General features: G+C 30.8%; 18 protein-coding genes. 12 read left to right on the forward strand and 6 right to left on the reverse strand.

Annotation, left to right across the window (positions count from 1 at the left end; translation table 11 throughout):
• Positions 1 to 234: 234 nt before the first annotated feature.
• A complete protein-coding gene (locus AB3G36_RS13790) occupies positions 235 to 705 on the reverse strand; it encodes a T9SS type A sorting domain-containing protein (protein WP_367753702.1) in 471 nt (156 codons plus the stop codon).
• A 266-nt stretch (positions 706 to 971) separates the two neighbouring features.
• The gene (gene ccsA, locus AB3G36_RS13795; protein ID WP_367753704.1) at positions 972 to 4,163 is read right to left on the reverse strand and encodes a cytochrome c biogenesis protein CcsA; all 3,192 of its coding nucleotides are present in this window, start codon (positions 4,161 to 4,163) and stop codon (positions 972 to 974) included.
• A gap of 195 nt (positions 4,164 to 4,358) precedes the next feature.
• Here ccsA and AB3G36_RS13800 point away from each other — a divergent pair, with 195 nt between their 5' ends.
• The 12 genes from AB3G36_RS13800 to AB3G36_RS13855 all read left to right on the forward strand — a co-directional run bounded on the left by AB3G36_RS13800 (position 4,359) and on the right by AB3G36_RS13855 (position 17,389).
• Positions 4,359 to 5,132: a Rossmann-like and DUF2520 domain-containing protein gene (locus AB3G36_RS13800; RefSeq protein ID WP_367753706.1), complete on the forward strand. Its 774-nt coding sequence runs from the start codon at positions 4,359 to 4,361 to the stop codon at positions 5,130 to 5,132.
• Positions 5,116 to 5,643, forward strand: a complete 528-nt coding sequence (locus AB3G36_RS13805) for a KdsC family phosphatase (RefSeq protein ID WP_367753708.1) — start codon at positions 5,116 to 5,118, stop codon at positions 5,641 to 5,643. Before AB3G36_RS13800 ends, AB3G36_RS13805 begins: the two co-directional genes overlap by 17 nt.
• 70 nt (positions 5,644 to 5,713) lie before the next feature.
• Positions 5,714 to 6,646: a geranylgeranylglycerol-phosphate geranylgeranyltransferase gene (locus tag AB3G36_RS13810; protein ID WP_367753710.1), complete on the forward strand. Its 933-nt coding sequence runs from the start codon at positions 5,714 to 5,716 to the stop codon at positions 6,644 to 6,646.
• The gene (locus AB3G36_RS13815; protein WP_367753712.1) at positions 6,633 to 7,217 is read left to right on the forward strand and encodes a Maf-like protein; all 585 of its coding nucleotides are present in this window, start codon (positions 6,633 to 6,635) and stop codon (positions 7,215 to 7,217) included. Before AB3G36_RS13810 ends, AB3G36_RS13815 begins: the two co-directional genes overlap by 14 nt.
• Positions 7,218 to 7,227: 10 nt before the next feature.
• The gene (locus AB3G36_RS13820; protein ID WP_367753714.1) at positions 7,228 to 7,758 is read left to right on the forward strand and encodes a mechanosensitive ion channel domain-containing protein; all 531 of its coding nucleotides are present in this window, start codon (positions 7,228 to 7,230) and stop codon (positions 7,756 to 7,758) included.
• A gap of 183 nt (positions 7,759 to 7,941) precedes the next feature.
• Entirely contained in the window at positions 7,942 to 9,117 is a 1,176-nt protein-coding gene (locus AB3G36_RS13825) for an AI-2E family transporter (RefSeq protein WP_367753716.1), read from the forward strand.
• A gap of 108 nt (positions 9,118 to 9,225) precedes the next feature.
• On the forward strand, positions 9,226 to 11,046 hold the full coding sequence (locus AB3G36_RS13830; protein WP_367753718.1) for a hypothetical protein: 1,821 nt from the start codon (positions 9,226 to 9,228) through the stop codon (positions 11,044 to 11,046).
• A 168-nt stretch (positions 11,047 to 11,214) separates the two neighbouring features.
• The gene (locus AB3G36_RS13835) at positions 11,215 to 11,526 is read left to right on the forward strand and encodes a hypothetical protein (protein WP_367753719.1); all 312 of its coding nucleotides are present in this window, start codon (positions 11,215 to 11,217) and stop codon (positions 11,524 to 11,526) included.
• 169 nt (positions 11,527 to 11,695) lie between these two features.
• On the forward strand, positions 11,696 to 12,163 hold the full coding sequence (locus AB3G36_RS13840) for a hypothetical protein (protein ID WP_367753721.1): 468 nt from the start codon (positions 11,696 to 11,698) through the stop codon (positions 12,161 to 12,163).
• Positions 12,164 to 12,330: 167 nt separating this feature from the next.
• Positions 12,331 to 12,882, forward strand: a complete 552-nt coding sequence (locus AB3G36_RS13845; RefSeq protein WP_367753723.1) for a hypothetical protein — start codon at positions 12,331 to 12,333, stop codon at positions 12,880 to 12,882.
• A 144-nt stretch (positions 12,883 to 13,026) separates the two neighbouring features.
• Positions 13,027 to 15,558 carry a PIG-L family deacetylase gene (locus AB3G36_RS13850; protein WP_367753725.1) on the forward strand — a complete coding sequence of 844 codons (2,532 nt, stop codon included), beginning with the start codon at positions 13,027 to 13,029 and terminating at the stop codon, positions 15,556 to 15,558.
• A gap of 115 nt (positions 15,559 to 15,673) precedes the next feature.
• On the forward strand, positions 15,674 to 17,389 hold the full coding sequence (locus tag AB3G36_RS13855) for a sodium:solute symporter (RefSeq protein ID WP_367753727.1): 1,716 nt from the start codon (positions 15,674 to 15,676) through the stop codon (positions 17,387 to 17,389).
• Between the two features lie 6 nt (positions 17,390 to 17,395).
• On the opposite strand, the gene AB3G36_RS13860 is transcribed toward AB3G36_RS13855, so the two are convergent.
• The 4 genes from AB3G36_RS13860 to AB3G36_RS13875 form a co-directional block, all read right to left on the reverse strand.
• Entirely contained in the window at positions 17,396 to 18,757 is a 1,362-nt protein-coding gene (locus AB3G36_RS13860) for a TlpA family protein disulfide reductase (protein ID WP_367753729.1), read from the reverse strand.
• A 90-nt stretch (positions 18,758 to 18,847) separates the two neighbouring features.
• A complete protein-coding gene (locus AB3G36_RS13865; protein WP_367753731.1) occupies positions 18,848 to 19,690 on the reverse strand; it encodes a DUF2911 domain-containing protein in 843 nt (280 codons plus the stop codon).
• A gap of 55 nt (positions 19,691 to 19,745) precedes the next feature.
• Complete coding sequence (locus AB3G36_RS13870) at positions 19,746 to 20,417, reverse strand: HAD family hydrolase (RefSeq protein ID WP_367753733.1); 672 nt, start codon at positions 20,415 to 20,417, stop codon at positions 19,746 to 19,748.
• 44 nt (positions 20,418 to 20,461) lie between these two features.
• A complete protein-coding gene (locus tag AB3G36_RS13875; protein ID WP_367753735.1) occupies positions 20,462 to 21,175 on the reverse strand; it encodes a ThiF family adenylyltransferase in 714 nt (237 codons plus the stop codon).
• Between the last annotated feature and the right edge of the window lie 7 nt (positions 21,176 to 21,182).

Genomic DNA, 21,182 nt, shown 5'->3' on the forward strand with positions numbered 1-21,182 from the left:
TAATGATCTTATAAAAACATGTTGATTTATAATTCAACCCAAATTATAATCTACTATTTGGTTAAAACTTTCTCAACAAAAATCAACTAATCCCCTTAGTGTAATTAAAGATTAGTTTAGGAAAGGTTTTTTTCTTATTATTTTTTGTAGATTTTTCGTAAAAAAACAGATCTGTTTTTTGAGAAAACAGATAATAACATCCTATAATAAAAGCAATTAAAGAGTAGTTTTTTATCATAGTTTTATAATTTGAGTATAATATGTGAATGCATTAGACTTGAGACTAACTAAATAAGGAGAGGTCGGTAAATTTGATAAATCTACACTCAAAATTATACCATTTGCACTCTTATTTCCTTCAAAAACTAAACGTCCACTACTATCATAAACATGAATAGCTATTGGTTCCGTAATTGATTTAGAAAATTGAAAATGAATAGTATTTGTAAATGGATTTGGATAAGTTTTGGTCGGAATTACATCTACAGTATTGGTTGCAATATAGTTACTCCAAAAGCTTTGTTGAAAACCTTGCATAACAACAAAACCATCTTTTGAAGTCCCAATGATACTTTGCTGACCAATAGTTTGATTAATAACTATTCCATTTGAAAGTTTTTTGGTATCACCTTGCGACGATAACATTTGATGATGTAGAACTTGTCCTTGAAAGGTCACGGTAAAAAGCAATAGTATATACCTCATAAGCAACTAATTAAAAAAAATCTATATAAAAGTCGCTCAATGGAACTTTAAAATTAAGAAACTCTTAACAAATATAGATTAAATACCAATTAATCCGATGAATTACATAATTTTTATTGATATAAACCTAAAAACAAACTTTTAATTAATTAAAAAACGTTAAAACCTTGAAATTTCAACAATAAAGCATTTATTCTATAGCAATACCAACCGCAAAAAAAAAGGTTCAACTTTGTCAGTTGAACCTTTTTTAATTAAACAAAAAATTATTTCTTGTAATACTTTTTATATTTTGGATAAGTAACAGCTCCTATAAAAGAAATTGTTCCAAGAGAATACCAAATCCAACTTAGAGAATGTGCTTCACCACTGGCGTAAGAGTGTAATCCTACTAGGTGAAAATTCACACCATAATAGGTGAACAAAATAGACACAAAAGCAAACATACTCATCAAGTTAAAAATCCATTTCCCTCTTAAAGAAGGAACAAATCGAGCGTGAATCACAAAGGCGTAAACCATGATACTGATTAATGCCCAAGTTTCTTTTGGATCCCATCCCCAGTAACGTCCCCAACTTTCATTGGCCCATTGTCCCCCAAGGAAGTTACCAATAGTTAACATAATCAATCCAATAGTTAATGCCATTTCATTGATATAGGTGATCTCTTGAATATTCAAATCCATTTTAGCTTTGTTCTTTTCATTGGTGAAAAAGATCAATAACAAGGAAACAAAACCTAATATCATTCCGAGTGCAAATGGTCCATAACTAGCCACAATAACGGCTACGTGAATCATTAACCAATACGAATTAAGTACAGGCTGTAAATTAGCTATTTCTGGATCAATCCAGTTGGCATAAGCAGCTGCAAGAATCATTGCCGATACGAATGCTGCAGACGCCACAGTCAGTTTCGATTTAATATCAAATGCTAGCCCAAAAAACATCGTTGCCCAAGCTACGTAAACAATCGCTTCATACGCATTACTCCATGGCGCATGCCCTGAAATGTACCAGCGTGCTCCTAGAGTTACCGTATGCAGTACAAACAAAGTAGCTATAACAATATGCATCGCATTTACTAGAAAACGCAATACTTTTTTATCCTTGAAAATTTGAAGGATAACAAATAACATCATTAATATGGCAGCATATAAATAAGCGAATGGTAATTTTTGAAGTAAATCGTATTTGTTGTACAGTATCTCCAATGAAATTTTGTCATCACTTGGTAACACTTTGATCCCAAATTTCTTTTGATACCCATGAATACTTTCCACTAAATCATCCGCATTTTTATAATCATTTGATATAGAAGCATGATTTAAAGCGCCAAAATACAACGGTAAAACACTTTTAGTATACGTAGAATCCATGCCTTTTAAACCAGCATGTTCCAACTCTAATGTTGAAATCCACTTATTATTAGGATCATTTGGTATGGGGAATATTTTTAAAATACTACCACTTAATGCTGATTCCATTAAATTTACTTTCTTATCCGTCTCAATAAAGTCTTTTTCAAATTGATTTGGATTAGCCGCCTTGTAAGCCGCATCCAAATAAGGTGATAACTTATAATTCCCTTTGGCATCAAAAAAGGCTATAAAAGGAGCTGTTGTAGCTTTAACATCTACACCTATTAATTTTCGGATACTATCGTTTCCACTTCTCAAATAAATCAAAGGCACTTCAATCCATAATTGAGCATATTGAGATATGGATAAGAATACCTGATCAGAATTCATCCCTTTATAATCATTAGAATGACTCACTTTTCGTAATAATTCAGATGAAAAAGTATTAATAGGCTTCATTCTACCACCTGCATCTTGAATAACCAATCGTCCAAACTTGGAAGCATGTTCTTCAGATACTTTGAATTTATTAATCAAGGAATCTATTTGTTTTTCCGTAGGAGCTACTCGCATGTGGCTCTCATTTTCAGCATGATCGGCATGATTTCCATTGGCATCATGATCGTGATTATGAACTTGCGCAAAACCATTAAAACTTAACAATAAAACTAAAACAGTCAGCAGTTTTACTTTTTTATCTTTTACCACTTCTAATTTTCTTTTTATATCAGCAAATCGAGAATGCTTCGTAAACATTATAGCCATCATCGCAAAAAACAACATGAAATACCCAGCATATGTAATCCCTGTTCCCCAAGAATCATGATTTACTGAAAGTACAGTCCCTTTCTCATCTGGATCAAATGAAGACTGAAAGAAACGATACCCTTTGTAATCCAAAACATGATTCATAAAAATTCTGGCGTCAAAAGTTTCAGTACTATCTTGAACCGTAACTTTACTTTCAAATGAAGAATAGCTTTTCTCCGTTCCAGGATATTTTTGAGCTATAAAATCATTCAATTTAATTTTAAAAGGCAAAACATATGCTTTACTACCATAGAAAAAAGTATAATCTATCGCACCAATTTTTACGGTTTGAAACTGCCCTACTTTTCCTTTTGAACCTACAACTGTAACTTCTTTTTCTTGACCTTCGGCTTTTACTTTCAACACTAAAGCATCTTCATGATTTTTAGCTTTAAAATCGTTACTCGATTCATAATCTATCCTCCCTTTTACAGCTGGATCAGGAAATACAAATCGTTTTTCCCCAATGGTATATAGCGATCGCATCATTAACGGTTGAACAATATCTTTAGTAACAGCTCCCTGAAGTTTATCAGCCATTCGCATAAAATTACCTTCAAAAGGAGTCTGGATTGTATATGCAGTTCCAGTTGTATTGATGTTTATAGCTCCTTCAGTAGGTTTATTTAAAGCAAATAAGACGTTGTGAATATTTTGAACTTCTCCTTCTTTCAAGAAATGTTCTTCACGACCACCATCACCTGCTTCAACTAATTTTAAATATAAAATACCTTTTGAATCCGCCTTTACATATTCCTTGGCTCCCATAATAAAATTCTTGTATTCTATTTCAAAAGGAGTATCCGCAAATTTATCAGAAATTGTAAAATCATTATTAGTAACTGGAGAAAGCAATAATTTTTTCTCAAAAACTCTACGTTTCATTTCGCCTTTGTATTCCCCATCAACAAAGACAGTAAGAAAAGTTTTATCAGAATAAAATTGATTTTCGGCAGCACCTTCCCGTATTGGCATCATTCCTTCATAACTGATATAGCGAGTTACAAAAGCTCCCAAAAGAATAAAAATAAAAGCCAAATGAAGTAATAATGTAGCCCATTTTTCTTTCTTTAATAACTGATAACGCTTTATATTTCCAATGAAATTAATCATAAAAAACACCATTATCGCTTCAAACCACCAAGTGTTATAAACTAAAATTCGAGCAGTGTCAGTATTGTATTTACTTTCGATGAAAGTTCCTGTACCCATTGCAATCGCAAAAGTCAAGAACAAAATGGCCATTAATCGTGTAGAAAATAAAATGGAGAATAATTTTTTATTCATTTTAAAGGAATTGTGTTTTTTAAAAGTGCCACAAAAGTACTTAAAAATGTTGACTTCTATATTTGAGCAATTGTTAATTTAATCTAAAATTAAGCCTTTTACAACAACTAATCGATTGTTTTTTTAGGGATTTTATAAAAAATGCAACGTAAGAATAGTTGTAAAGACTTTAAAAAAAATTGCTAATTTTGTCAAATGGTTAAAGTTATTATTATTGGCTCTGGAAATGTTTCGCAACATTTGATAGCTGCGCTACAAAAATCCCAAAACAATGGGAACGAGATTGAATTAGTTCAAGTATATTCAAGAAAAAAAGAAACTCTTGCTCATTTACTTGATTACAAAAAAATTGTTACTGATTATGCTGAACTGCAAGAAGCTGATTTATATATAATAGCCGTTACTGATGATGCTATAACCAAGGTTTCTGATCAATTACAGTTCAAAAACAGATTGGTTGTTCATACTTCTGGTAGTGTTTCATTGGATAATTTAAATAATAACAATCGAAAAGGGGTCTTTTATCCGTTACAAACGTTTACTAAAAACAAGGAAGTCGATTTTAAAACCATCCCTATTTGTTTAGAAAGTGAAAATGCAACGGATTATCAATTATTAGATAAAGTAGCAAAATCCATTTCCGAAAAAGTGTATACCATTAACTCTGAACAAAGAAAAGCCTTGCATGTAGCGGCCGTTTTTGTCAATAATTTCACCAATCACTTATACCATTTGGGAAATGAAATCTGCAAGGAACACCAAGTTCCTTTTGCTATTTTACAACCACTAATTAAAGAAACCGCTCAAAAAATAATGACCCTATCACCAGAGGAAGCACAAACCGGTCCTGCGATACGTAATGACAAGCAAACCATTGAAGCACATCAATTATTTTTAACAAATAGCAATCAATCCAACATTTATAAAATACTAACACAATCAATACAAGATAATGGCAAAAAGTTATAAAGAATTAATGAACGAAATCACTACATTTATTTTTGATGTTGATGGCGTACTTACAGATAGTTCCGTATTTGTAACCACCGAAGGTGAAATTCTAAGAACAATGAATATTCGTGACGGTTATGCTATGAAAGCAGCTGTGGAAAGCGGGTATAACGTTTGTATTATTTCTGGAGGAAGTAATGAAGGGGTTCGTGTACGCTTGCGTAATTTAGGTATTACCGACATTCATTTAGGCACACCAGACAAAGTAGAAACGTTTAAAGAATATACCGAATTGTATTCCATCAATCCAGAACAAGTGCTTTACATGGGAGATGATATTCCAGATTATCATGTAATGAAATTAGTAGGTTTACCAACCTGTCCACAAGATTCCAGTCCAGAAATCAAAGCCATTTCAACTTATATTTCCCATAAGAATGGAGGAAAAGGTGCCGCTCGGGATGTAATCGAACAAGTGATGAAAGTACAAGGAAAATGGATGGAATATTTTGACGGAAAACACGATTAAATCGGTTTTGATTACCATTTTCAGTCATCATTAATTAAAAAAAGAGAACTCGCACAGAAAAAAAACAACCATGAATTTTCTAAAACTTATTCGATACCAAAACTTACTTCTACTTGCTTTCATGCAACTCGTTTTTAGGTTTGGTTTTTTGAAAATGCAAAATATTCCTTTGGCATTAAACGACTGGCAATACCTTTTACTTGTATTAAGTACAGTATTGATAGCTGCTGCAGGCTACGTGATTAATAACATTTTTGACCAAGATACAGACTTAGAAAATAAACCAAATAATCTAATTGTAGGGAGAAGCATTTCGGAAACATCAGCATATAATATTTATGCTGTTTTAAACGTAACTGGTGTTGCGATAGGTTTTTATTTATCCAATGTAATATATAAACCAGGATTTGCCTCCATTTTTATTTTAATTGCCTCAACACTATATATTTACGCAACCAGCTTGAAGCAAATGTTGCTTGTTGGTAATTTTGTCGTTGCGTTATTGCTATCATTTAGTGTCGTGATTATTGGAATTTTTGATTTATACCCCGCCATTACTTCTAAAAACCAACAAATAATGGCCGTACTTTTTTCCATACTACTTGATTACGCTGTATTTGCTTTCTTAATTAATTTTTTAAGGGAAATCATCAAAGACTTAGAAGATATAAATGGAGATTCTAATCAGGGAATGAAAACGCTACCTATTATTATAGGAGCTAAAAGAACATCAAAACTTGTTTTTGCTTTAAGTTTTATTCCAATAATTTCACTTCTTGTATATATCAAGAATTATTTTATGGCTAATAATTTACAATTTGCAGCCCTTTATTCGATTGTATTTGTCTTGGCACCACTCATTTACTTTTCGATAAAAAGTTGGGAATCAAAAAACAAAAAAGACTTTCATAAACTCAGTATCCTTTTAAAATGGATTCTTCTTTTCGGAATTTTATCAATTGTAATTATTACTTTAAATATAAAATATAATGCTTCAAAATAAATTAAATCAATACAAGCTCATTTTAGCATCTGGATCACCTAGAAGACAACAGTTTTTTAAAGATTTAGAATTGGATTTTGAAATTCGATTAAAAGAAATCGAAGAGATATTCCCTTTAGAATTAAAAGCAGGTCAAATCACTGATTATCTAGCTGAACTAAAAGCAACTGCATTTGAAGGAGAATTAAACGAAAATGAAATATTGATTACCAGTGACACCATCGTTTGGCATAATAACAAGGCCTTAGGCAAGCCAAAAGATAAAGAAGATGCTTTTGCCATCTTAAAATCATTATCAAATTCTACGCATGATGTAATTACATCCGTTTGTTTTAAAACTAATGTAAAAACTGAAGTTATATCCGAAACTACAAAAGTTACTTTTAACGAATTAAGTGACGAAGCTATTTTGTACTACATAGATAATTACAAGCCATATGATAAAGCCGGTGCATATGGAATTCAGGAATGGATTGGGTTCATTGGTGTGTCAAAAATTGAAGGTTCGTATGCTAATGTTATGGGATTACCAGTTGATAAAGTGTACGAATATTTGAGTAACTTAGCATAAAACGTATCGTATGACTTTCTTTAATAATTTTACAAAAGAAGTATTCGCAACTGGGATCCTCCTATTTGTGTTTTTTTTATTGCGGATTATTGTTTCCAAATTAGTTAGGCGTTTTGCAGAAAAAACAAATCGAATTGTACATCGAACCAATCTGGTCATTAAGTATCTTAATTTGCTTACTAATATATTGGCAATAATAGCATTAATACTTATCTGGGGAGTACAAACCAAAGATATCATCATTGCAATTTCCTCTATTACAACTGTTGTAGGGGTAGCCATGTTTGCCCAATGGTCCATTTTAAGTAACATCACATCTGGAATTATCTTATTCTTTTCGTTTCCTTTTAAAATTGGAGATGTTATCCGAATACATGATAAAGATTTCCCTATCATTGCTGAAATTGAGGATATTCGTGCATTTCATGTAGCATTAGTTACAAAAGACGGTGAAATAATTGTCTATCCCAACAATCTCCTTTTTCAAAAAGGAATATCAATAATGAAAATTCATTTTGACGATAACGAGTTTGTAGACTAATATTTATATATCTAACATTTGTTTTCAATATATTCTATCCAAAAGTTTCTTTTTTAAGTAGTAATTATATAAAAAATAAAAAAAAACATATAACTCAAAATTAGCATTAAAACATCAAATTTGCTTGTTGAATAGTAAGTGATTTCAGTAGAATTTATTGTTTATTTTAAAAACAAACAAAGCATGAACAACACCATTAAATATCCTTTTTACATCAGGCTTAGCTTTACTTTAATAAGCATAATAAGCATTACCTATATTTTTTATATGGGAAAAGATGTCTTCATTCCTGTATTATTAGCCTTTTTATTTGCGGTATTGCTATTGCCAATTGTTTCTTTTTTAAATTCAAAATTGCGTTTCCCTAATGCATTGGCAGTGAGCATAACCGTACTCCTTTTTGTTTTGTTTATTTTAGGAATTCTAGCGTTTATCTCTTACCAAATTAGTGATATAGCCAGTGATTTTGAAAAAATTGGAAAAAACATTAACCTATTCATTACTGACATCCAACGCTTTATAAGAACCAATTTTCAGGTAAGTCTATGGGAACAAAGGAAATACATTGAAGATGTTACGGAAAACTCTGTAAAAAAAGGAAAAGAAAGTATTGGTACCACTCTACTATCAGTTACTGATACTCTGATGAATATTACTTTAATTCCTATTTATACTTTCTTGATTCTTTTGTATAGAAAACATTTTGTTTTGTTTTTAACTAAGTTATTTAGAGCTGAATTTCATGAGAAATTACAAAGCATTTTAGCCCAAATAAAAAGTGCTGTACAAAACTACATCTCTGGTTTAATAATAGAAATGATTTTAGTTTCTATTTTAACCAGCATTGGGCTTTATTTTATTGGGATACAATATTATATTTTATTAGGTATTATTACAGGAATATTAAACCTTATTCCTTACATCGGTATTTTAATTGCAGGTTTTTTGACATTTTTAGCATCATTAACTGGAACGCCCGATTTATCAATAATAGTGGGAGTTGTAGGAGTAAATGTAGTTGTTCAAATAATAGACAATAATATTCTTGTACCTTTAATCATTAATACCAAAGTACAAATTAATGCTTTCGTTTCAATAATAGGGATAATTATAGGTGGTGCCATTGCAGGAATTTCAGGAATGTTTTTGGCTATACCAATATTAGCTGTTTTAAAAATTGTTTTTGACCAAATAGAAACTTTAGAACCTTGGGGCTATTTAATGGGCGATAATTTACCTAAAAAAATTATTTGGGAAAATAAAAAAGACGCCAATTATAGTTCTAAAAAAACAAATAATTCAGGAGAAAATAAATTGACTGATGATATGGTTTTTGAAAATGATATAGAGCAGGTTTAACAAAAATTAGACCACTCGATTTAAATTAATGCCGCAATCATAGATTCTAATTCATCAATTTTGACAACATATCGCTTTTTAATTCTTGTAAATTAAAAATATTTATAAATGTCTCCAAAACAAAAAATAGCGCTATTATTTTTGATGCTTTTTTGCTGTCAATTATCCTTTTCACAAATAAACAAAGTAGAGAAAGACAGTGCAGACATGTATAAAACCATTCAAACGTATTCTAAAAAAAACAAGTTTACGAAATTTATGCATGGTTTGATTTTTCAGCCTATAAGAGCTACAGCAAAAGCTAAAATTCCAAAACAAAAAACTCACAAAAACCTGCAAGGGAAAATTATTCGGAACATAACAATAGTGACACTGGATCCTTTTGGGTATTCTGATTCTGATACAACTGCTTATCCCCGAAATTGGTCAGAAAGAACAGGAAACAGACTCCATCTTAAAACGAAAGAATTGGCTATTAAAAATTTACTGCTATTTAAAAAAAACAGTGAGTACAATTCTTTCATAATTCAAGAGTCTGAACGTATCATTAGATCACAACGATTTGTTAACAGAGTAACCATTTCGGAAGAATTAATTAGTAAAACAAGTGACTCTGTTGATGTGTACATTCGGGTATTGGACTCATGGAGTACCATCCCAAAATTTGAAGTTTCAAATTCCCGTATTTCTGTGGGACTAAATGAAAATAACTTTTTTGGTACTGGACAACAATTTGACTATCGTTTTACAAATCGCTTTAGTGATGGAAAAAATGCCAATAACTTAGCTTATACCATCCCTAATATTAAGAATACTTTCATTAAAACAAAATTAAAATACCAAACTGATCTTGAAAATAATTATACTAAAAGTATTGATATTGAAAGACCTTTTTATTCTCCACTGACAAAATGGGCAGGAGGTATTTTTTTAGAACAGCAATTTAGAAGAGACACCTTACAAGGATTAGACTTGATTTATGTCAAACAAAATTTCAAATTCAGCTCTCATGATTTTTGGATTGGAAAGGCATTTAATATATTTAAAGCAAACTCAGTAAATGAAAGAACAACAAATCTGATTTTAGCAGGGGTCTTTATGAATAAAAATTATATCGAAAGTCCACCTATTACTTATGATCCAATTGATTTTTATTCGAATGAAAAATCAATACTAATGGGGATTGGTATCAATACAAGAAAATTTATTGAAGATAAGTACATCTTTAAAAACGGAATTATTGAAGATGTTCCCATTGGAAGAATTTACGGAATAACTGCAGGTTATCAATACAAAAATAAAAGTTGGAGGCCTTATCTAGGCGCCCAAATTTCGTTTGGTAATTATCATAAATGGGGATTTTTGAGTACCAATTTAGAAGTTGGTACTTTTTTTAATCAGTCTAAAACAGAGCAAACAGCCTTTTCTTTTCAAGCCAATTATTTTACCAACTTAATTGAGTTAGGAAAGTGGAAATTAAGACAGTTTATAAAACCGCAAGTACTTATTGGATTAAATCGGAAAAACTCGATTGGGGATCAACTTTCAATTAATGAAAATTATGGGATCCAAGGATTTAATAGTGCGGTGTATGGAACAAATAAAATGGTCATGACACTACAAACACAATCCTATGCTCCAAAAGATATTGGTGGGTTTCGCATGAATCCTTATTTTAATTATACTATTGCCGTTATTGGAAATAGTCAAAGTAGCGTACAAAAAAGCAAGGCCTATTCTAAAATTGGAATTGGCGTTATAATAAGTAATGACTATTTAGTTTTTAGTTCTTTTCAATTTTCACTTTCGTACTACCCAACAATTCCTTTTGAAGGGGACAATGTTTTTAGAACTAATGCTTTTCAGACCACAGATTTTGGTTTTCAAACCTTCGAGTTAGCTAAACCTAGAACAGTCTTGTTTAAATAATCAACTTCTATTTAGCTTTCATATGTTTAATATTCAATAAATTAAAATTTATTTTAATTTTAAATATGTGTGAATATTATAATTTTTGTTGTTAATTATACAAATCTAATTATAAGATTATTATTATCTTTATATCAGTTAAAAAAACAAAATTAAAACCAAATAACTATGAAAAAACTAAGTTTTTATTTAATGATAATGGTATTATCATTAACTGCCTGTCCAAGTTCTATGTTTGCTGCTGAAAAAAATGTACCAACTTCAGAACCAAAAGAAATTCCTGCAGAAGTTCAAACCATGCTTAACCGCTTAGAAGAAATTAAAGAGATGGATAAATCATCTTTAAAATCATCAGAAAAAAAAGAACTTAGAAAAGAAGTTCGTGAAATAAAAGAGAATTTAAGATCATCTGGAAATGGATTGTACCTTTCCGTTGGAGCAATTATTATTATTATACTTTTATTAATTTTATTACTATAAGTACATAATTAACAACTACTTAAAATAAGAAGTGCGTATAACACTTCTTTTTTTATGCAAATATTCGACTTAAATAACTGTTAATATAGGTATTTTGGCATCATAGTTGTTTTTAGTGTTATGTATTGAAAATTCAATACTTTAAAAATTAAAATAAAAAATAGAAAAAATGAAAACTATAAAATTAATTGCAATTGGAATAGTTCTATTGGTAACAAGTGCTACACAAGCACAGGTTTCAGTAAATGTAAATATTGGTACACCTCCTTCCTGGGGACCTTCTGGTTATGATCAAGTTGATTATTATTACTTACCAGATGTCCAAGCTTATTATGATATTCGAGCTTCTCAATTTATTTATTTTGGAAGTGGTAAATGGGTAAGATCAAGATATCTACCGAGACAATATAGAAACTATGATTTGTACAATGGTTATAAAGTAGTATTAAATGATTATCACGGACGAACACCTTATACCTATTACAAACAACACAAAGTAAAATATTACAAAGGGTATAAAGGACAACCTCAAAGATCAATTGGTAACAGAAATGATAACCATAAAGACAATCATAAAGATAATGGTAACCATAAAGGAGGAAATGGAAATAAAGGTCACGGAAAAAGCAAACATTAATTTAAATATTACATTGTTAAAAAGAAACGTATAATGCGTTTCTTTTTTTTGTCATATACCCAATTAAACGTTAATAAAATCATTCTGGCACAGTTGTTGGATTCTATCTTAAAGTATATACGAAATGAATAAAAATTTAAAAAAATTAATTTAAAAATATAGAAAAGATGAAATCATTAAAACTAATTGCCGTTGGAATAATTCTACTCATATCAAGTGCTACACAAGCTCAAGTTTCAGTAAGTTTAAATATAGGTACAGCTCCATCATGGGGACCTTCAGGATATGCAAATGTTGATTATTATTATTTACCTGATGTTCAAGCGTATTATGATATACGTGCTTCTCAGTTTATTTATTTTGGAAGTGGTAGATGGGTTAGATCGAGATATTTACCAAGACAATATCGTAATTACGATTTAAACAGAGGATATAAAGTAGTACTAAATGACTACCATGGTAACAGACCTTATTCAAATTTCAATCATGATCGAGTAAGATACCACAAAGGATATAGAGGTGAAAATCAAAGATCTATTGGATACAGAAATAATGATAGAAGATCAGATAACCATAGATACACACAAAATCGTAGATATGCTGATAACCATAGAAAATCAAATAATTATAGAAATGAAAGACATGATGAAGGACATGGAAACAGTCGTGGAAAAGGTCATGGAGAAGGAAACAATAAACATAATAATAGAAGAAATTAATCCTTTTATTTAAATTAAAAAAGAGCATCGTAAATGATGCTCTTTTTTTTGCCATATCCTTTTTGGTTAAGAAAATTAAAAAACAATTAAATGAAAAATATATAATTACTACATTTGAGGTAATTGTAAATTAATTTCCGAAAAATGATTAAAAATAAATATATTTTAACCTTACTAATTCTAATTTCCTTTCAAATACTTTTAGCACAAAAACCTCAAAAAGTAACTTCAGCTGAAATCTATAATCAAATTGAAAAACTTAATTTCCTAGGATCAGTTCTTTACATTGCTGCACATCCAGACGATGAAAATACCCGATTAATTTCTTATTTATCAAATGAAACAAAGGCCAGAACAGGATATCTTTCCTTAACACGTGGTGATGGAGGTCAGAATTTAATAGGCCCACAATTACGAGAATTATTAGGCGTAATACGTACTCAAGAATTGATAGAAGCTAGAAAAATTGATGGTGGTGAACAATTTTTCTCAAGAGCTAATGATTTTGGTTTTTCAAAAAATCCTGATGAAACATTACAAATTTGGGATAAAGAAAAAGTACTTTCCGATGTAGTTTGGGCAATTAGAAAATTCCAACCCGATGTTATCATCAATCGTTTTGACCATCGCTCACCAGGTACAACTCATGGTCATCATACCTCTTCGGCAATTTTAAGCACTGAAAGCTTTAGCCTAACGAATAATCCTCGCATATTTGCAGATCAATTAAAATTAGTAAAACCATGGCAACCCAAACGCCAGTTTTTTAATACTTCTTGGTGGTTTTATGGAAGTAAAGAAAAATTTGATGGGGTAGACAAAACCAATTTAACAACAATACAAACTGGTGTTTACTATTCAGATTTAGGGAAGTCAAATCAGGAAATTGCAGCATTAAGTAGAAGTAGCCATCAATCACAAGGTTTTGGAAGTACTGGAAGTCGCGGGGAGGATTCTGAATATCTTGAATTGATTAATGGTGAATCCTTAAAAGATAAATCTAATATATTTGAAGGAATAGACACGAGTTGGAATCGCATTAAAGGCGGAAAACCTATCGGGGATTTAATAACGGAAATTACATCTAAATATGATTTTACAAATCCTTCGGCTAGTATTCCCAACTTGGTCAAAGTCTATCAAATGATCCAATCATTAAATGAAGACCATTGGAAAGCGGTAAAATCCGAAGAACTAAAAAAAATTATTACAGCTTGTGCTGGCTTATATCTAGAAGCAGTTGCGACAGAGCAAGAAGCAACTCCTGGAAGTATTGTTGGTTTAAAACTAGAGGCTATAAATAGAAGTACAGTATCAATACAATTAGTAAGTGTTGAAACTTTACCAGAGCAAAAAACGATTGTTCAAAACAAAGATTTAAAAAACAACATTTTAGAAAACATAAATCTCAATTTACAATTACCTTCAACAATTAATTACACTCAGCCGTATTGGCTTAAAGAGAAAGGAACTGTAGGTATGTATACGGTAAATGATCAAAAAAATATTGGAATCCCAGATATTATTCGAGAGGTAAAAGTAATTTTCAATATGAAGATTAATGGAGTCGAAATTCCTTTTGATCGCACTGTTGTTTACAAATACAATGATAATGTAAAAGGAGAAATGTATAATTATCTAGACATTGTTCCTGCAGTTACAACAAGTATCCTTGATAAAGTGTCGCTTTTTAATACAGGAAGCCATAAAGCAATAGCTGTAAAAATTAAATCTGGAAAAGACAATATTAAAGGAGATTTACAACTTGATTTACCTGAAAAATGGATTGTTTCTCCAACATCAATTCCTTTTAATTTAGACAAAAAAGGAACCGAAAAAACCGTGTATTTTGAAGTAACTCCTCCTAAAGAATCATCGGAAGTTATAGCGAAAAGTATTGCCATAATTGACAATAAAATTTATAATACGGACCAAGTAATAATTGACTACGGTCACATTACCAAACAACAAGTTTTAGAACCAGCTGAGTCAAAATTTATCAAATTAGATTTAAAAATTAACAATGAAAAAATTGGATATATTATGGGCGCAGGTGATGAAGTTCCTGCGAGTTTAACTCAAATGGGATATATCGTTACCCTATTGAATCCTGATGAAATTTCACCTGAAAAACTAGCCCCTTTTGATGTTATTATCACTGGAATTCGAGCTTATAATACGGTACAAGTACTTTCGAATAAGCAAAAAATACTTTTTGATTTTGTAAAAGGCGGAAAAACAATGTTGGTACAATACAATACCCCTGATTTAAATCCCGATTTAACAATAGCGCCTTATTCATTAACCATGTCCCGTGATCGTGTTACTGAAGAAAATGCAGAAGTGAAATTTCTAGCACCGAATCACCCCATTTTAAATTATCCAAACAAAATAAGCGCTACTGACTTCGAAGGATGGACACAAGAACAAGGTTTATATTACCCAAGTGAATACGATAAAGCCTTCACTCCTATCCTATCTTCAAATGACAAAGGAGAAACACCAAAAAATGGTGCATTACTAGTAGCTCCTTATGGAAAAGGATATTACATTTATACAGGTTTGAGTTTATTTAGAGAATTACCCGCAGGAGTCTCAGGAGCTTATCGATTATTGTCCAATATGATTTCATTAAAAAATCCAACAACAATTCCTGATCAGAAAATAAAACCCTAATACTATGGAGGCAAAAAAAACAAAAAATTGGAAAAAAAATTATACATGGGTGCTTATAGCAAATGCCATTTATATTTTGATCTTTTATCTAATAATGAAATTATACTCTTAAAATATGCAACTATTCGATTGGATTGTACTTATTGTAACCCTATTATTTATAGTAATTTACGGAGCTTGGAAAACCAAAGGAAGTAAAAATGTTGAAGACTTTATTCTAGGTGGTAACGAGACCCCATGGTATACTGTAGGGCTTTCGGTTATGGCTACACAAGCTAGTGCTATAACCTTTTTGTCAACTCCAGGACAGGCTTATCATGACGGTATGGGATTTATTCAGTTTTACTTTGGATTACCTATTGCTATGATCGTTATTTGCCTCACTTTTATTCCAATATATCATAAGTATAAAGTCTATACTGCTTATGAATATTTAGAAAAAAGATTTGATTTAAAAACCCGTTCATTAGCTGCAATCCTTTTCTTATTTCAAAGAGGATTAGGAACAGGACTTACCATTTATGCACCTGCTATCATCTTGTCAGCAATATTAGGCTGGAATCTTACTTATATGAACATTGTTATTGGTGTTCTAGTAATTATATATACATTTTCGGGAGGGACTAAAGCGGTGAATGTAACCCAGAAACAACAAATGTTTGTGATTATGTCAGGGATGTTCATTACCTTTTTTCTCATATTGCATTTTTTACCAAACGAAATGACTTTTAGTAATGCCTTGCATATTGCTGGTGCAAATGACAAAATGAATATTGTAAATTTCTCTACTGATCCCGAGGAAAAATATACTTTTTGGAGTGGAATAACGGGAGGATTTTTCTTGGCATTAGCATATTTTGGAACAGATCAATCACAGGTAGGACGTTATTTATCAGGAAAATCAGTCCGAGAAAGTCAGATGGGATTGATTATGAATGGCCTTTTAAAAGTTCCAATGCAGTTCTTTATTTTGTTAACTGGAGTAATGGTTTTTGTCTTTTTTCAATTCAATCCAGTTCCTTTAAACTTCAATCCTAATAATAAAATAACGATTGAAAAATCACAATACAAAGTAGAATATCATGGTTTAGAAAAACAATTAGATGCACTATCAGAAGATAAAAAAGTAATCAATCTATTATATATTGACCAACTTAACCAAGATTATGACAATCCAATTCTTAGAAAGGAATTAATAGCCTTATCCTCGAAGGAAAAAGATTTAAGAGAAAGAGCTAAAGAGATAATTTTAAAAGCGGATAGCCATAGTGAAACGAATGATAAAGATTATGTATTCTTTCATTTCATTCTAAATTATTTACCAAAAGGGCTTATCGGGTTATTACTAGCAGTTATTATATCAGCAGCTATGTCTTCTACCGCATCGGGATTAAATGCATTAGCATCCACAACAGCTATAGATATATACAAGCGTAACCTAAAAGAAGAAAAATCAGAAAAGCATTATCTAAATGCCACTAAGTTCTTCACTTTATTATGGGGTATCATCGCTATTCTTTTTGCTTGCATAGGGACCTTATTTGAAAATTTAATACAGTTGGTAAACATAATAGGCTCCATATTCTATGGTACAGTATTAGGGATATTCCTTGTAGGTTTCTATATTAAACATGTACAAGCCAAAGCAATATTTTATAGCGCTTTAGTAAGTCAAATGACAATTTTTATAATTTATTATTTTGCCATTCATGTGTATCCAAGTGGCGAGGCCAAATTAGGATATTTATGGCTTAACTTTATTGGAGCTATGTTGACTATAATTCTGTCATCATTACTGCAATGGACTGTTTGTAGAAATTCTAAAAAGTAAATTCAGTTATTTTTTTACAAAATGAGAATTGAATATATTCACCAAAGCATTAGGGTTAAATGATTTTAAAAGTATTTTTCCATCTTTATCTAATAAAAAGAAATTTGGATTTGAATAGGCATTAAAATCTACTAAATATTGTTTTTTATCGTCAGTGTTTTTTAAGTTAATCCAGTCTGTCAATTTATTGTCAGTGATAAATTTAATCCACTGACTTTCATCACTGTCATTTAATACCGATACAACTTGAATCTTTCTGTCTTTAAAATAAGCTTTAAATTGATCAAAATAATTTTTAACTAAAGGTACAGTTTCCATACAATGATGACATGTAGGGCTAAAGAAAACCAAATACGTAAGCTCATTTTGTGCATATATATTAGACAGATTGAATTTTTGACCATTTTGATCTTCCATACTAAAATCAGGAATTTTAGATAACCTAGGTAAGACTTTATTAGTGCTAATTAATGCTTTTAAACCACTTTTTTCCTGATCCGTTAACACATCACAGGTTACTCCGTCTATATATTTTTTAGAAAAATATTCTAACGTTTGTTCTAAATTTTCGTCATCAAAATAATATAAATTAGACATAATCCATTTAGAAAAAATGCCGTAAGTACCTGTCTTACAATTCATACCATCAAACAAAATATCTAAATCCTTTGAATAGTTTTCATTATTTAGAGGTAGCAATCTAATGTACGTGTATAGTAACGTATAGACATTAGGCATCAATATCAATTGCTTATCATTTTTATTTATAAAACTGAAAAATGAATCCCGGTATTTGTATTTTGAAGCTAAATCATCTGGTTTTTTCTCAGCAATTTTATTTTCAATTTTTAAATACAAACTTAGAGATGAATTGGGATACTTAGCAATTATTGATTTACCTAATGCTATTTTTTGATCTACTGTAAGGGTCTTAGAATTGATTTTTTTCTGGTAGTCCAGAAAGTCGATAGTACTATTAGAATACAAACATTTTACATTTGCTATCGCTTTCTCATTCAATTCTAATCCTATTCTATCACCGTTATCTATTGACAGCTCTACATATTCTGTAGGCTTAGATTGAAGCATTAATTTATAAATAACTCCAATAATTTTATTTTTTTTTGTAAAAACAACTTTCTGTTTCGGGGACTTGACAGTAATGCTATCTAGAATAATATCTTGTTTTTTAATACCATAAGTATAGCATAGCAGTATTTTTTCATTTACAAGATTCTCTGTATCAATTGTTACAACATACCCGTTTGAGTCTGTATTGACAATAGCTTTCTTAACTACTTGCGAAAAAACTGGATTAATACAACAAAGACTTATAACAATGAAGAAAGATTTTAACGTAGAATACATTACCTAGACTTTATATTTTAAGTCAAATTATGTGACTTAATTACTGATTTCAAAAACAAATATGTTCATGCTTAAAGCAGAATAATTTAATTACTTACTCCAATCAGAAATACTGTCTTTATTCATTTTAACGTAATCTTGATTCCCCGCTTTTTCAGCTGCAACTAAAGATAATTTTGCCGTTTCAATTGCTCCTTTTTTATCACCTTGTTTCGCTTGAATCAATGATTTTAGACGCAAATAGAAGAATGGTTTTTCAGTGCTTAGTTCTAACGCTTTATCCATATAAGTTCTAGACTTTACAATGTCACCGTTCGATTGAAAAAGGTATTGAGCTGATGCAAAATAATCACCTGCGTTAGGCCCTGCTAAAGCTTTTTCTATACTTGCAGTAGCGATTTTTTGTGTAGGCACTTCAAATTTTAAAGCAGCATAAGAATTTTCCCAATACATTTCTAAATACCCATAATTAGTATCTAAACCGCTAAGTCCAATAGTGAAAGTCTCCGCTGCTTTTGGCATAGATTCTTCTTTTACAGTTGTTCTTAATGCTACATTTGCTTCATTAAATTCTTGTGGAGTTCCCCAGTTATCTGTAGTTAAATAAAAAATCACATCCCAGTTTTGGCTACTTGGAACTGTATATAATGCGTATTTTCCCTTTTTCAACGTTTTTCCGTCAATTACAACATCATCACTAAAAGATACTGTTGTGTTTTCATTAGCACCTGTTCTCCATAATTTACCAAAAGGAACTAAATTACCAAAAACAGCTCTACCACGAGCCGAAGGTCTTGAATATACAATCTCAACATTTGTCAATCCAACCATTTGGTTTATCGTAGCTTTAGGGCTTTGTTGTGGAGTTTGTACTTGTGCCTCAATTGTAAATTGAGTAATGATAATAGCTAATGCAATTAGTATTTTTTTCATATTTAATAAATTATAGTTTTTCAAATTTACAAATTCAGGTATTCATAAATGTTAATTATTCCTTAATTCCATTTTTATATTGTGAAACCATTTCAAAATTAATATCTGAAAAATGATTAATTATCACATCAGCTTCTGATAAATCCTGATCTTTGGAGTGAAAGCTATTATAAGCAACACAAAATATCCCAGCCGCTTTTGCCGCTTTAATCCCATTTGTGCTGTCTTCAATAACGATGCAATTTTCTTTAGGAGCAACAGATAATGAAGCGGCATGTTCAAAAATGGCAGGATGCGGTTTAGACATTGGAAAATCTTCTCCACTTACAATATGAGTAAAATAATCGTGTAATTTGAATCGGTTAAAAACGCGTTCTATTGTTACTTTTGAAGCTGAAGAAGCTAAAATTAATTGCATCCCTTTTTTATGAAAATCTTTAATCAAATTTTCTACCCCTGCTAATAGTTCTAAATCTGCCTTCTTATCAAAAGCATCATTAAAAATAGTGCGTTTTCTTTGGATCAGATCCTCAACATCATGATTTAGCTGAAAAATATCTTTTACTTTTTGAAATGTATTTCTAGTCGAATTTCCTGTAAATGAGGTAAACATTTCTTCGGTGACATCAATTTGCAATTCCCCAAATTGCTGAAAATAAGCATAACGGTGTACTGGTTCCGTGTCTACAATTACACCATCCATATCAAAAATTACAGTTTGTATCATTTTATAAGTTTATTTTTTTAGTTCTAATTTCTTAAAACAGCATATTATTTTTTAAGCAAATAACGAATCACAGTTTCTGCAGCATATAACCCAAATAATCCTGGCATATAACTGTTTGTTCCATAAAATGATTTTTTATAATTAGAACCATCTGTCATTTTTAAACTTTCTTCATCTTGAATTTCTGAAGAGAAAACGACTTTTAGCTTGTCTATTTTATGTTCTTTTAATCGTCTTCGAATGGTTTTAGCCAAAAAACAATTTTCTGTATTATTAATATCAGCTACCTTCACTTTTGCCGCTTCCATTTTTCCACCGGCACCCATACTAGAAATAATTTTAACCCTTTTTCGCTTGGCGCCAATTATTAAATTTAGTTTTGGTGTAACGCTATCGATACAATCTAATACATAATCAAACTCATCAGAAACAATTTCAAATGCGCGCTCTGGTGAAAGGAATTCCTGTACACGTGTCAATTGTAGTTCCGGATTAATATCCATCAATCGATCGCCTACAATAGTGATTTTCGGTAGCCCTACAGTAGAATGTAACGCTGGTAATTGCCTGTTTATATTTGTAATGTCTACAACATCTCCATCCACAATAGTCATCTTTCCTACTCCTGCTCTTGCTAAAAACTCAGCCGCAAAAGACCCAACACCACCCAGTCCTACTACCAAAATGTTAGCATTTTGTAATTTATTTAATCCTTCTTTTTTAAATAAAAGTTCCGCTCGTTCTGTCCACTCTGCCATTGTTTTT

The sequence above is a fragment of the Flavobacterium sp. WC2430 genome (assembly GCF_040822075.1).
In the GTDB taxonomy this organism is placed as follows: Bacteria; Bacteroidota; Bacteroidia; order Flavobacteriales; family Flavobacteriaceae; genus Flavobacterium.